Here is an 11,569-nt window from a genome sequence, read left to right on the forward strand (position 1 = left end):
CAGCCTTTCCAATGGCGTGGGATGTTTGTCCAGGGTTGCGCGCACCGCGAACCCAACCGACCACGTTACTAGGAAGCCGCTCCGATTCGGCAGGGATATATACAGTTCCGCCGCCACGCGACCGGGCCCCGAAAATAGAAGGGGACCCAGCGCACCCGGCAGAGCCCGTTGACCCTTGCTGCCTTCCGGCCCTGGGGGAGTTCACAGGATGCGCGCCGCGCTGGATCCGTCGGCCAGTGTAGCGGCTCACCGCGCCCCGTGCGGCACGGGGTCGATACGATGCCTGCGATAAGCGGGGTCCCCCGCGAAATTCCGGAGGGGAAAGACAAGATGACGAGTTCCGATCCAGGATCGGGTGGGCCGCACGACCCGGCGAAAGCCCAGGAGACCGCGCAGTGGTGGGCCACCCCGCCTACCGGAACCGACGCCGGCCAACCGGTCCAGGGCGCGGACCCGACCATGCTCAACTACAACGCCGCCGGCATGCCGCCGTACACGCCGCCCGCCCAGCCGCTTTCGACCGGCCAGCCCTCCGGCGGCTACCCGGCGGCGTCGGGTGGATTCCCGCAGCAGCCGGTGTCGGGCGGTTACCCGCAGCAGGCGGCCCCCGGGGGCTATGCGCAGCAGCCGATGTCCGGCGGCTTCCCGCAGCAGCAGTACACCCCGCCGCCTTCGACCCCGCCGATCGCGCCCGCCTACGGCTACCCGGCACAGCCGCCCCGCTCGGGCGGCAACAAGACCGGCTGGATCGTCGGCGGTGTCATCGGCCTGGTGGTGATCGTCGGCGTCATCATCGGCGCGGTCGCCCTCTCCGGCGGCGACGGCCCCTCGCCGCTGAGCGACGACAAGAAGAAGAACGCCGGCAAGTACACGATGGACGGTGTCACCAACGGCTGCAGTGTGATCGACACCTCGGTGCTCAGCAAGTGGGTGCCCACCTCCAAGGGCGCCCCCGAGCACTCCGAGACCAAACCCACCGACTACTCGGGCGGGCGCTTCGAATGCCGCGCCGGCAATGAAGAGGCCAGCAAGACCGACAAGTACACCACCAACACCGCCGACCTCACCCTCGACGTGTCCTTCCTGAGCGGCTCGTCGACCGCCTACAATCGGCCCGAATACGACACCTGGAAGACGTCCGACACGGGCACCACCGGCAGCGGCCGCACCGCCGGCGACGTGAACGGCATCGGCGAGGCGGGCTACTGGTCGGCCAAGGTCGACGACTGGACCTACTGGACCACCACCGACTACACGGTCGCGGTCAAGGACGACAACGCGTCGGTCAAGGTCAACATCCGGCTGCGCATGGCCAAGGGCCAGGACGTCAGCAAGGACGAGATCGCTCAGGTCTGCAAGGACCAGGCCCGGAAGGCCCTCGACAATCTGAAGAAGAAGTAGCCGCCGACCACGGCATTTGCTTCCACCAGGGGGGCACCCGGTATATTGCTCGGCGGAGGATTCGCCTAGTGGCCTATGGCGCTCGCCTGGAACGCGGGTTGGGTTAACAGCCCTCAGGGGTTCAAATCCCCTATCCTCCGCCAGGATCAGCCCTGGTCGGATCTGGTTTTCGCCAGATCCGACCGGGGCTCGTCCACACCAGCGGTCCACACTCGGGACATCTGAGGGGATGTCGGCGGGGCTCCTACGGAGAACCCCAACCCGAGAGAGCCCGCCATATGTCTTCGCTTCGCATGCGAACCAGCCAGGGCAAGCCCTGCTATCAACTTCGCTTCCGCCACCACGGCAAACAGACCTCCGAAACCTTCGAGGACGCGACCGCCGCGGCCCGCTGGCAAGAGATTCTCGACGCGGTCGGACCGGATGAATTCCTGAAACTGCTCGACGGCGAGCGAGGTGCCAAGGGCACCGGCGCACCGCCACTTTCGGTCGCGGGTGAGGAATACATCGCCCATCTCACCGGAATCGAGGAAGGCACGCGCAAGCGGTACCGCGCATTCATGCGTAACGACCTGCTGCCGTTCTTTGGAGATATTCCGTCCTCCGCGCTCGGCGAGCTCGGGGTCTCCCGGTGGGTCAACTGGCTACAGCTGGAAGTCGGCAACAGCGCGAAGACCATAGCGAATAAGCATGGCTTCGCGTTCGCTTTCTGCGCGTCGCTGGTCAAGAAATCCATCCTGACCACAAACCCGTGCACCGATACTCAGCTCCCCGAAACCACGGCTGCAGAGATGTGTTTCTTGGACGCCGACGAATTTGCCGCGCTGTACCGCGAGATTCCCGAGCGCTGGCGACTGCTCGTGAAATTCATGGTCGCCGCCGGCACTCGGTGGGGCGAGACAACCGCGCTGCGCGTCGGCGACGTCAACCCTGTGCAGTGCACCGTGCACGTGCACCGGGCATGGAAGTACACCGGGGGCAAGCGAATCCTCGGCGCGCCGAAGACCAAGCGCTCGAATCGGTATTTGAACCTCGACGCGGGTCTCGTCGCCGAGCTGCCGCTCGCCGGGCGCAAGCGCTCAGAGTTCCTGTTCGTCAACGACGACGGGAATCCGATCCAGATCAGCAGCTTCTACAAAGGTGTCTGGGTGCCCACGCTCGACGCGATCCACCACGACGCCCGGGATCCCCTGCACGGGAAGCGGCCTCGGATTCACGACCTCCGCCACACCTGCGCGTCGTGGATGCTGATCGGCGGCGCGGTACCGCACGTCGTTCAGGCACACCTCGGGCACGAGAGCATCACGACCACCGTCGACAGATACGGGCATTTCGATCGCCGGTCGGCGACTGCCGCCGCGGCCATGGTCGCCGCCAATCTGCCCGGCGCGATCGCGGCAGACGTGCCCGCCGGCCCTTCGCCGGACGAGCCGAGCACCGGCGCGCGTTTCCGGTTCCCCGGCCCGTTCGATGTGCGTGCTCTCTCGGTATGGCTGTCCGACCGGATCGGCCGGACGGTCGAGTTCGAGCGGGTGGCGCAGAACGGCGAACGGTGCGAGTGGCAGGACTGGAAGCTCTACTGGTGGGACGGCCCGACCGACGACGAGGTACGCGAACTGCTCTCCGAGGTCGTCGAGGCATCGGAGCACGGCGGGGCAGCGGATATCAAGCTCTCCAGACTGCGCACCTTGTTCCGCGTGAAGTAGCGAACCAATCAGAACAGGAGGGCCGCCCGACCGGGCGGCCCTCGTCGCTTTTGAGGCCTGAGGCGTTAGGCCGGAATCACATATGCCCGGCCGAACCACTCGCCGATGACAGCGGCATGCAGGTGTCCAGCGACCGCGCGGTCGCCCTGCACGGCCATCGTGGCGTGCAGGTGGACCTTTCCATCACGCACCTCGCCGCAACCGTGCATCTCGGCGGGCAGAACGTACCGGTTGACGATGTCCGCGCTCGCGTCGTGCGCCGGCATCGTGGAGATGGTGAATTCATCAGCGGCACCGATGAGGGACACGATCGCGGCATCGGTGATACCGGCCTCGCGAATCTGTGCCTCAAGCTCGCTGATCAGCTCGCCGTTCTTGATCTCGAAAACCTGCATCTCTCAACGCCTTCCGATGTGGGGAGCCATACGCGCCAGCATCGTAGCCGCGCACCAACGAGCCCCGGCATCGTTCGGCGCAATCGCTTCGCTCGCGAAGCGTTGTGCGGCGAGATGCACGGCGGGCAGCCGGGCCGGGTCTGCGACGTAGGAGGCGGCCGTGGTGTGCTCAACGCCGAGGACGCGCGCGGCGACTGCGGCGAGGTAGAGGTCGCGCACAGCCTCGTCGTGCTCGAGCACGGTCGCGACGTGCTGCCCGAGTGATTGTCCTGGAGCCTTGGCGACGATCCCGAGGGCGTTCACGCGGGTAATGGCACTGGATTCGCCGACGGACCAACGCGCCAGCTTTCGCCACACCGGACGGTCGACGGTCGCGGCAATGGCATGGTCTAGCGAGTTCGATGTCTGCACGGACGCCAGCGGGCCCGGATCACCGCCGGACAGGGATGCGCCGAGGTCGCCGATCAATGACGCGTTGGTAGCAGCGAGGGCGACGGCACCGAAAAACATCCGACGATTCACATCGTCATCATGCCCGCCGGACAGGCGTACGCCTAGAACTCGTTCATATTCGCCAATGACAGTCTCGGTCACAGGCTTTCGGCCGGTCTCGACCAGGCCGATGTACGACTTGGACAGATAGCACCTCAACGCGAAGGCGTCGAGGCTGAGCCGCGCCGACCGACGCAGCTCCCTGAGTTGATGCCCCCTGATCACGGCGACTCCCGAAAGAAGTAGACGCGAGTAGACCTCGGCGGTTGCCGGATGTGCAGGACGCTACTCCTACGTCGAGCCGCCGGGGTGTTGACGGCCCCCTTTCGAATTCCCTGGCGGCCCGACGTCCGATCGGCGACGGGACTAGCCATGCGAAATAAGCCAACAGCATTGGGATGGCTCGACATTGGCGTGACGGAAACGCCAGATTGGGATCGGCCTCAGATTCGACGACTCGCCCGCCATCTCGGCTACCAACTGGAGTGGGCGCCCGAGGTTCTGACGATTCCGCTCGTCGACGTAGTGCGCGAGGCCGACGTCGACGCCCTGATCATTCCGCGCCCAGAACACCTCGACCCGCTCATGCTGAACGCGCTCCTGTCGCTCGTCGACGTCGAGGTCGTGCTACCGCGGATGAGCTTCGCCCGCTGGGCGCTCGCCATGCACGAGGGCCGGAAATGACCTGTCTCGGACTGACTTTCGCAATCGGGCTGTGCGTACTGGTCCTGATATGGGCGGTATGGCCGCGCCGATGAACACTGCGGGGAGAACTAGGCCACTTCGATGCTCGGGATCTCGAAGGGAGGTGCGTACAGAGACAGCATTCAGGACATGATGATGCAGCGCCGGCAACCCTATCCCCGTGCTGCTCCACAGGAAGGCCCCCGGCAGGTGCCTCTTCAGTTGCGCCGCAAACCTACTGGAGTCCCCCCGCTTGCACCGGGGGTCTTTCCATGTCATGCCAAATACGCCGACACTGCGTGCCAACGTGACCGCGACGGCTAACAGTCAGCGATATTCCGTGATATCTCAGCAGCAGTGTTCGTACCCGGCTCCATCAACGAGAGGGACAGCATGACGCACCACCGCCCGGACCGGTCCGAACTCGATCCGGAATTTCTCGCCGCGCTGCCGAACCGGCCGCACGAATCGTCGACCACGTACTCCGGGGCCAGCCTCGGCGGTGGCACCGGGTTCGGGGTGCATGCCGGTGTAGCTCGCACCCGCGAGGCCGTGCCGATGCCGAAGACACCCGCCGCGTTGACGACGCCGGTCAAGTGGGCCGGGGCGGCGATAGTGGTTTCCCTGATTCTGGTGATCGTGTTGCCGCCGCTGGGTCTCGTGCTGTTCCTGGCGGCCGACATCTGGATGATCGTGCGCTTAGTCAAGATCCAGAATTGGAAGCGCGCGACCAAACGGGCGGTCGAGGCCCATCTCGGGTGGGACCAGTTCGGCCGGGCTGCCTGACCTGGACACGCGAATACGGCCCGCCCTCACCAGGTGAGGGCGGGCCGTATTGCGTTACACCGCCGCAGATCACAGGTCGACCGCTGTGACCCAATCTATCGCCAGCGAGTCGAACTGCTGCTGGAACAGCGGATAGTTAGCTTCCATCTCGATTCCCCACCGGCGTTGCCCTGCCCCGCATTTCACGACTCCAGTCGTGTCGTCCCACGAAATGAGGGGTATGCCGCCGACGAATGCAGCGTAATGGTTGCCGACCGCACCGCATTGCAACAGGGCCCCGGCTGTGACGCTGGTCGACGTCGTGGCCCGCGCGGTACCCGTCGACCCGCTGTAGGTGTAGATCGCCGACCCGTTGCCGGTCGTGGTGTTGATAACGACCATCGTTGTGCCAGACCCGGTGAAGGTGTCAGGGCTACGCAGGACGATCGAGCAATTCATGTTGCTGGCGGTCGAGTACATCGGCGTGATGAGCGACGCCGTAATCAGCACATTGTCGGTGTACATCGCGCCGCCGTTGCTGCCGCCGGTGTACGTACCCCAAAACGCCGTAGTCCCTGAGTTGCTCGGCAGATTGCCGGGCTGGGCGGCGTTGTTGCTGACCTGCGGCGTATTGACGTCGAGACGGAAGTTCGGACCCCATCCGGACCCCGCGCCACCGTTGAAGTCCTCGCGATAGGTGGCGTACCGGGTGAGGTCCGGGAAGTGATCGCGGTACCCCGCGAGCGCCGCATCCCAAACATGCGCCGTTGCATGCAGATTCGCGAGCGTGCGCGCGCGGCCCGCGAGCAGCGACTTCGCCTCGATCACGCGTTCACGATCCCCGTGATGATGAGATTGACCGCCGAGGCGGTACCGGCGTAGGCGGTGATGAAATCGCCGGGCCCGAGCATCGCACCATTCAAATAGGCCGACAGGCTCAGCGAGTCGCCTGCGGCGAGGCTGTAGCCGGACACAACGCGGTTCGCCGCGCCGGCGGTCTGGCCGGCCTTGCAGACACCGACCGAGACCGTCGCGGCCGAGCCGGTCGTGTTGCAGACGACCGCGGTCGTGATCTTGACCGAGGTGCTCGCCGCCGCGGTGTAGATCGTGGCGTCCGCGGTCGTGCCGAGCTGTCCGGACTGGAGCACCAGCGGCGAAATCGTCGCCGCGTGAAGAACGTCCGCGCCTGCCATCGGTCAGCCTCCCAGTACGAGCGCGAGCGCGGCGGGCCTCGCGGTGGTGTCGACGTAGTTCTTGGTTGCGGCGTCGGTCGAGGTGGTCGGATCGGCGACGCTGGTGACCTTGTTGCCGTTGGCGTTGACGCCGTTGACTGCTGCGAGTGCCATCGGTTCACCCCATGCAGACGACGCCGTAGGTGCCCGCAGTGGGTGCGCTGGCGAACGTAATCGTCGTGGTCGTGGTGTTCGTGTTGGCGACGTCCGGGTAGACGACGGCCCCGGTCGACAGGTTGAACACGGTCGTCTGTACGTACTGCGTGCCGAGGTTGTGCGTGATCGTGTAGCTCGTCGACGACGTCGAGAGGGTGGTCGTGTACTTCTGCACGACGACCGAGGTATTGACGTTGATGCCCGAGCCGTTGACCGTGATGCCGGTGCCCGCAACGGCGCTCACCACATTCGAGGTGATGTTGATGCCGTTGCCTGCGGTGTAGGTCGCGCCGCCGCCCGCGACCGTGTTCCAGGTGGTTGCGTCGGTGTCGACAACGACCTGTTGCGGGTTGGCGTTGGCCGAGGTGTAGAGCAAATAGATCTTGTCGCCGTTGGTGGTACCCGCCTCGACCGAGACCGCGACGGCGATCGGGGAAATCGTTGCGGCCGAGGCGTAGTCGGTCGGTCGCGTCATCGCGGCGGCGCTGCCGTTGAATACCCACAGCCCGTTTTGCGATTGGGTCGATTGGCCGAACAAGAGCACGCGGTCGCCGTTGGCGAGGGTCACGCCGTCGATGCTCGTGCCCGGCGACGATAGCGTCGTGTTCGTCGAGGTGGCCACGCGTACGGGGGTGTGCCAGGACAGGCCGCGAATCGCGGCGTCGACGTAGTTCTTGGTCGCGGCGTCGCTGGACACCGACGGGTCCAGAACGTTGCTGATGCGAGTGCTGTTGAGGTTCAACCCATTCAGAACTGACAGAGACATGCTGGACTCCTAGACGAGTGAGACGGTGCCGGTCTGCGGCGTAGCGAATTGCACGACGACTTGGGTCGCGGTGAGAGCGACGATGTCGGTGAGGACCGGCAGGCCGCCGACGGTGACCATGACGGCCAGCGGCAGGCGGCCGAGAGTGTGATTGACCGTCCAGGACGCCTGCGCGACGGTCTGGGTCCAGACGTAGCCGCTGCCACCGGTCGAGCCCTGGGGGCCCGGAACTCCTGGCACGGCAACGAATGTGGTCGCCGGTGGCGGAGCGGCGACCATCGAAACCGACGAAGGCGGCGCGACCGTGAGGACAATCGGGCTCGTCATGACCGGCGCACCACCCGCCCCGACATTTGCAGCATCGGCTGTGTGCCGTTGCCCGATGCGTCGGTATAGAGCTCGCACATCGATCCGTCCGGCACCGCATCGCACTGCGTCGCCGTCGCGGTGAACACGATCTGAGAGCCCGTGATCGCGCCCGCCCACGTGACCGAAAATGCTGGCGTCACATCATTATTGACGAGATTGATCTTCGCGGTCGACCCAACGGGCCACATATAGGCGGTCCCGTTGGGGTTCGAGCTGTTCACAGTGAACGACCAAAACGACCCAGGGTTGAGCACGACGATCAGGTGTGTCGGCGTCTGCCCGGCCACAATCGGTGCCACGGTCGCCCCTATCCCTGTGCGCGGCGCGCCAGTTCGGCGCGTAGTCGCTCGGTCAGCGGGGCGGATTGCAGTCCGGCGCGGCCCACGATGGCGATGAATTCGCGGATCGCGTCGAGGGCGTCGCCGAGCAGGCCCTCGAGGCGGGTCTGTTCGACCCGGAATTCGGCTTGCTCGCTACGGAATTGCGCCTGTTCGGCCTCGAGTTGCTCGATCCGTTGGTCGGAGTGTTCGAGGCGTTTCTCGGCCTCCTCGAGGCGGCGCTCGGCCGCGTCCGACCACGAGATAGCGGTTTGGGTCCGGTGGGCCTCGGCCCCGGCGTTGGCGAGGCCCACCTCGGCGCGTTCGCGCCGCTTTCCGGCGAGGTGGCTGAATCCGACCGTCGTGCCGGATCCGACCGCGCCGCCGAGCAGGGTCGTCAGGATCGCGGACATCATGGCTGCACCCCCGGCGGATTGTGCGCGGACTCGGCCGGGCGCACAGTGCGGCGCAGCGCGGCGAGTTCGTCCGCAGTGAGGGGGCGTCGAGATTCGATGATGCTGTGGCCGTTGAAGCCTTGGGCCGCGGCAACAAGTTGCTCGGCCTCAGCCGCGGCGGCGTCGATGGCCGGTTCTTCGCGCACAAGCCAGATTCGCCAAACGGTGATCGTGGCGATCGCCGATTGCGCGGCGGTCAGCCACGGGCCCGGCAGAGTGCCGGCGGTCGACTGCAGGACGCCCGCGCCGACCATGGTGGCCATGCCGAGCGCGCCCTCGACCGCCTTCGCGTACTTCTCGACGTTGATCACTGGTGCCCCGCTTTCGGATCGGCGAAGCCGGGCAGGCCCAGGTGTGCGCCGATAGCAGCGACGGCGTCGACGATTGTGCGGCCGCCGAGCTGAGGCCAGCCCGGGAACGACGCGGCCACGTCGACCGTGCCGTCCGCGCTGCGCATGAGATCCCGTGAGCCGGTGAGCTGCTGGCGCGCGTCTTTGCCGTCGCTGACGACGTTGTTCATGAATCCGAGGAAGTACTCGACGCTGAGGGGCTCGCCGGGCGGGGGCGGCGGGACGGGCGGAATACCGGGAGCGGTCACAGGTGCCTCCTGTTGTTGGTGATCCCATTGCCCGAAGTCGTCGACCTGGGTCTCGTTCACGTCGCAGCTGACGCCATCGACGGTGGCCTGTTCGATGCGCTGGTGAATGGCACAGCGGGGGTCGAGCTGCCCGCCCGACCATGCGTCGGTCTGCCAGCCCCAACGTGCGGTCCCGGCGTCGAGGGCCCGGGAGACGGGCCAGAATCCGCCGTAGATGCCGACGCAGTCCGGGCCGAGCACGCTGGCCGCGCCGCGGAGGTAGTCGTCGATGGCGGGCTGTTGCTCGGGCGCGGCATCGAAATCCGCCGAGAAGTAGACCGGGCGTCCGGCCGGTGCGCCGCAGGCTTGGGCCTGTGCCAGTGCGGCGCGGGCGTCATCGGCCCCGGCCGCGTAGCCGTCGAGCATCCGCTCGGCCGTCGTCTCCCAGTTCGACACGATCGAGACACCGGCCGCACGCAGCCCGCATGCCTCCTCAGGGGTGAGCAGCTTGCCGGGCAAGTCGGGGCCGCCGTCGCAGAGGTAGCGGACGACGAATGCGTATCCGGCGTCTGCGATGGCCTGCGGGGCGGGGCGGCCGCCCGCGTAATCCAATCCGAGTTTCATTGCAGCACCGGACCTTTCAGAATCGGAGGTACATGATGTCGAGGAATGACGCCTCGGCGCGGCCGCTGGCGTAGTTCGTGCTGGTCGACAAGGCCGCGCCGCTCGTCTGGATCGCCTCGCACCACACGGTGTCGCCGATGTTCAAGCGGATCATGACCGCGAAATTCAGGCCGGTGTTCAGGTTCGACGCCGGGGCGAGCTCGACGCCGGTGATGTTCCCGAAGGACGTCACGATGTGAACACCGCGGTCGCCGGTGCTGTTCGCGGCAAAAACGATGTTGGCCGTGATGTAGTGCCAGCCCGCGACCTTGCACGTGTATTTGCCTGTGCTGGTGGAGTATCCGGTCTCGGTGTCGATATCGACCGTGTCCATTTTGACGATGGTCCATGCGTTGTTCGGTATCGAGGTGGTCGCCGAGACCTGCCGGGCGAGCATCTGCGGCTTGTTCCGGAGCTGCCACGTGATGCCCTGGGGGTGCGTGTTCAGGTTGGCGGCCGTGACGACCTCGGCGGTCGCGTAGGTGTGCTGAGTAGGCGGCGCGGGCATCGCATCACGCTCCGTAGAAGAACAGGGACATGAACGGGTACTCGGTGCCATTGGCGCCGGTGCTGATCGTGCTGCCGCAGTCCTGGAAGGCTTGAAGCGCGAGTGTGTCGCCGCGGCCCATGTAGACGGTGCGTTGCAGCGAGACACCAGCGTTGTAGTTACTCGGCGGGTGCGCGGCGATTCCAGCGACGGGGTTGCCGTTGAGTGCGAACCGGATTGCTCGGCTGCCGGTGTTCGACGCGGGGGTTTGGAAAACTCCGCACCCCATGACGAAGTACCAACCGGCCGTCGCGCAGGTGTAAAGGCTTGTGCTCGTGGAGAATCCGCTATCGGTGTCGGCGTCGACGGTGTTCATCTGCACGGTTGTCCATGTCTGGTTGGGCAGGCTGGTCGTCAGCGAGCTCGCCGCCCGCACGGTGCACACGGGCCGGGACTGATAGAGCCAGGCGAGGCCGTTCGGGATCGCGTTCAGGGCGGCGGCGTTGACCTGCTGGCCCACCACCCACGAGGGCTGTACGGGGATGGTCGACATGTCAGGCCGCCGCGAAGAACGCGATATCGCAGAAGCTGACCTCGCTGCGTCCGGCCGCGTAGTTGACGATCGTGGTGATCGCCGCGCCGGTGTCCTGGAACGCCTGCACCTGGAGCTGATCGCCGAACGCGAGTTTGACCATGCGCGCCAGCGAGCCGCCGGTGACGATCGAGGTCGCCGCGGGTAGCAGCGAGACCCCGGTAACCGCGGTGTTGTTGACCACGATCCGGGTTCCGCGGTTGCCCGAGGTGCTGTTCGTGGGGTTCGCCCAGCACACCGACGCCGTGACGAAATACCAACCGGGAGTCGCGCAGGTGTAGACGCCGCTGCTCCCCCACCCGTCATCGACGTCGACCTCGGTCGTGTCGAACACGATGGTCGTCCACGTGTTCGGCTGCACGCTGGTCGTGGTGAGGGCCTGGCGCGCGAACGCGTGCGGCATGCCGGTCGTGAGCAGGTTGATCCCGTCGCGCAACGCATTGAGGTCCGCGGCCTTGACGAAGTTACCCGCAGTGAATGAGGGCATGACCGGAATTACCGCCATCACAGCA

General features: G+C 66.1%; 18 protein-coding genes, 1 tRNA gene and 1 other RNA gene. 5 read left to right on the forward strand and 15 right to left on the reverse strand.

The window, feature by feature from the left end; translation table 11 throughout:
- Nucleotides 1-136: 136 nt before the first annotated feature.
- An RNA gene (ffs, locus tag ABZ909_RS18395) (signal recognition particle sRNA small type) lies at nt 137-231 on the reverse strand.
- A 99-nt stretch (nt 232-330) separates the two neighbouring features.
- On the opposite strand from ffs, the gene ABZ909_RS18400 reads away from it, so the two are divergent.
- The 3 genes from ABZ909_RS18400 to ABZ909_RS18410 all read left to right on the forward strand — a co-directional run bounded on the left by ABZ909_RS18400 (nt 331) and on the right by ABZ909_RS18410 (nt 3,107).
- Nucleotides 331-1,401 (forward strand): hypothetical protein, encoded by a 1,071-nt coding sequence (locus ABZ909_RS18400; protein WP_357000829.1) that lies wholly within the window; start codon nt 331-333, stop codon nt 1,399-1,401.
- 54 nt (nt 1,402-1,455) lie between these two features.
- A tRNA-Ser gene (locus ABZ909_RS18405) sits at nt 1,456-1,544 on the forward strand.
- A gap of 150 nt (nt 1,545-1,694) precedes the next feature.
- On the forward strand, nt 1,695-3,107 hold the full coding sequence (locus ABZ909_RS18410) for a site-specific integrase (RefSeq protein ID WP_357000831.1): 1,413 nt from the start codon (nt 1,695-1,697) through the stop codon (nt 3,105-3,107).
- Nucleotides 3,108-3,172: 65 nt separating this feature from the next.
- Here ABZ909_RS18410 and ABZ909_RS18415 read toward each other — a convergent pair whose 3' ends face one another.
- Both ABZ909_RS18415 and ABZ909_RS18420 read right to left on the reverse strand, forming a co-directional pair.
- A complete protein-coding gene (locus ABZ909_RS18415; RefSeq protein WP_083868508.1) occupies nt 3,173-3,502 on the reverse strand; it encodes a DUF296 domain-containing protein in 330 nt (109 codons plus the stop codon).
- 3 nt (nt 3,503-3,505) lie between these two features.
- A complete protein-coding gene (locus ABZ909_RS18420; protein ID WP_357000835.1) occupies nt 3,506-4,219 on the reverse strand; it encodes a helix-turn-helix transcriptional regulator in 714 nt (237 codons plus the stop codon).
- 147 nt (nt 4,220-4,366) lie between these two features.
- Between ABZ909_RS18420 and ABZ909_RS18425 the strand changes: the two genes are divergently transcribed.
- Together ABZ909_RS18425 and ABZ909_RS18430 are read left to right on the forward strand one after the other, a co-directional pair.
- Complete coding sequence (locus ABZ909_RS18425) at nt 4,367-4,678, forward strand: hypothetical protein (RefSeq protein ID WP_357000838.1); 312 nt, start codon at nt 4,367-4,369, stop codon at nt 4,676-4,678.
- 393 nt (nt 4,679-5,071) lie between these two features.
- On the forward strand, nt 5,072-5,464 hold the full coding sequence (locus ABZ909_RS18430; RefSeq protein ID WP_357000841.1) for a hypothetical protein: 393 nt from the start codon (nt 5,072-5,074) through the stop codon (nt 5,462-5,464).
- A 69-nt stretch (nt 5,465-5,533) separates the two neighbouring features.
- Here ABZ909_RS18430 and ABZ909_RS18435 read toward each other — a convergent pair whose 3' ends face one another.
- The 12 genes from ABZ909_RS18435 to ABZ909_RS18490 form a co-directional block, all read right to left on the reverse strand.
- A complete protein-coding gene (locus tag ABZ909_RS18435; RefSeq protein ID WP_357000844.1) occupies nt 5,534-6,271 on the reverse strand; it encodes a hypothetical protein in 738 nt (245 codons plus the stop codon).
- A complete protein-coding gene (locus ABZ909_RS18440) occupies nt 6,268-6,636 on the reverse strand; it encodes a hypothetical protein (protein ID WP_357000846.1) in 369 nt (122 codons plus the stop codon). The genes ABZ909_RS18435 and ABZ909_RS18440 overlap by 4 nt, the downstream gene beginning before the upstream one ends.
- Nucleotides 6,637-6,639: 3 nt before the next feature.
- Complete coding sequence (locus tag ABZ909_RS18445) at nt 6,640-6,789, reverse strand: hypothetical protein (protein WP_357000849.1); 150 nt, start codon at nt 6,787-6,789, stop codon at nt 6,640-6,642.
- 4 nt (nt 6,790-6,793) lie between these two features.
- Nucleotides 6,794-7,528 (reverse strand): hypothetical protein, encoded by a 735-nt coding sequence (locus ABZ909_RS18450; protein WP_357000851.1) that lies wholly within the window; start codon nt 7,526-7,528, stop codon nt 6,794-6,796.
- A 78-nt stretch (nt 7,529-7,606) separates the two neighbouring features.
- Entirely contained in the window at nt 7,607-7,924 is a 318-nt protein-coding gene (locus ABZ909_RS18455; RefSeq protein WP_357000854.1) for a hypothetical protein, read from the reverse strand.
- Nucleotides 7,921-8,265 (reverse strand): hypothetical protein, encoded by a 345-nt coding sequence (locus ABZ909_RS18460; RefSeq protein WP_357000857.1) that lies wholly within the window; start codon nt 8,263-8,265, stop codon nt 7,921-7,923. Before ABZ909_RS18460 ends, ABZ909_RS18455 begins: the two co-directional genes overlap by 4 nt.
- An 8-nt stretch (nt 8,266-8,273) precedes the next feature.
- Nucleotides 8,274-8,699, reverse strand: a complete 426-nt coding sequence (locus ABZ909_RS18465; protein ID WP_357000859.1) for a hypothetical protein — start codon at nt 8,697-8,699, stop codon at nt 8,274-8,276.
- Nucleotides 8,696-9,049 carry a hypothetical protein gene (locus tag ABZ909_RS18470; protein ID WP_357000861.1) on the reverse strand — a complete coding sequence of 118 codons (354 nt, stop codon included), beginning with the start codon at nt 9,047-9,049 and terminating at the stop codon, nt 8,696-8,698. The genes ABZ909_RS18465 and ABZ909_RS18470 overlap by 4 nt, the downstream gene beginning before the upstream one ends.
- Entirely contained in the window at nt 9,046-9,939 is an 894-nt protein-coding gene (locus ABZ909_RS18475) for a glycoside hydrolase domain-containing protein (RefSeq protein ID WP_357000864.1), read from the reverse strand. Before ABZ909_RS18475 ends, ABZ909_RS18470 begins: the two co-directional genes overlap by 4 nt.
- A 16-nt stretch (nt 9,940-9,955) precedes the next feature.
- Entirely contained in the window at nt 9,956-10,486 is a 531-nt protein-coding gene (locus ABZ909_RS18480) for a hypothetical protein (protein WP_357000867.1), read from the reverse strand.
- A 4-nt stretch (nt 10,487-10,490) separates the two neighbouring features.
- Complete coding sequence (locus ABZ909_RS18485) at nt 10,491-11,018, reverse strand: hypothetical protein (RefSeq protein ID WP_357000870.1); 528 nt, start codon at nt 11,016-11,018, stop codon at nt 10,491-10,493.
- Nucleotide 11,019: 1 nt separating this feature from the next.
- A complete protein-coding gene (locus ABZ909_RS18490; protein ID WP_357000873.1) occupies nt 11,020-11,544 on the reverse strand; it encodes a hypothetical protein in 525 nt (174 codons plus the stop codon).
- Between the last annotated feature and the right edge of the window lie 25 nt (nt 11,545-11,569).

The sequence above is a fragment of the Nocardia sp. NPDC046763 genome (assembly GCF_040645495.1).
Classification (GTDB): Bacteria; Actinomycetota; Actinomycetes; order Mycobacteriales; family Mycobacteriaceae; genus Nocardia.

What these genes read in the sequence shown, in the direction of transcription:
- ABZ909_RS18400 (WP_357000829.1), top strand. Translation starts at nt 331, where the DNA reads ATGACGAGTTCCGATCCAGGATCGGGTGGGCCGCACGACCCGGCGAAA.
- ABZ909_RS18410 (WP_357000831.1), top strand. Translation starts at nt 1,695, where the DNA reads ATGCGAACCAGCCAGGGCAAGCCCTGCTATCAACTTCGCTTCCGCCAC.
- ABZ909_RS18415 (WP_083868508.1), bottom strand. Translation starts at nt 3,502, where the DNA reads ATGCAGGTTTTCGAGATCAAGAACGGCGAGCTGATCAGCGAGCTTGAG.
- ABZ909_RS18425 (WP_357000838.1), top strand. Translation starts at nt 4,367, where the DNA reads ATGCGAAATAAGCCAACAGCATTGGGATGGCTCGACATTGGCGTGACG.
- ABZ909_RS18430 (WP_357000841.1), top strand. Translation starts at nt 5,072, where the DNA reads ATGACGCACCACCGCCCGGACCGGTCCGAACTCGATCCGGAATTTCTC.
- ABZ909_RS18440 (WP_357000846.1), bottom strand. Translation starts at nt 6,636, where the DNA reads ATGGCAGGCGCGGACGTTCTTCACGCGGCGACGATTTCGCCGCTGGTG.
- ABZ909_RS18445 (WP_357000849.1), bottom strand. Translation starts at nt 6,789, where the DNA reads ATGGCACTCGCAGCAGTCAACGGCGTCAACGCCAACGGCAACAAGGTC.
- ABZ909_RS18455 (WP_357000854.1), bottom strand. Translation starts at nt 7,924, where the DNA reads ATGACGAGCCCGATTGTCCTCACGGTCGCGCCGCCTTCGTCGGTTTCG.
- ABZ909_RS18465 (WP_357000859.1), bottom strand. Translation starts at nt 8,699, where the DNA reads ATGATGTCCGCGATCCTGACGACCCTGCTCGGCGGCGCGGTCGGATCC.
- ABZ909_RS18475 (WP_357000864.1), bottom strand. Translation starts at nt 9,939, where the DNA reads ATGAAACTCGGATTGGATTACGCGGGCGGCCGCCCCGCCCCGCAGGCC.
- ABZ909_RS18480 (WP_357000867.1), bottom strand. Translation starts at nt 10,486, where the DNA reads ATGCCCGCGCCGCCTACTCAGCACACCTACGCGACCGCCGAGGTCGTC.
- ABZ909_RS18485 (WP_357000870.1), bottom strand. Translation starts at nt 11,018, where the DNA reads ATGTCGACCATCCCCGTACAGCCCTCGTGGGTGGTGGGCCAGCAGGTC.
- ABZ909_RS18490 (WP_357000873.1), bottom strand. Translation starts at nt 11,544, where the DNA reads ATGCCCTCATTCACTGCGGGTAACTTCGTCAAGGCCGCGGACCTCAAT.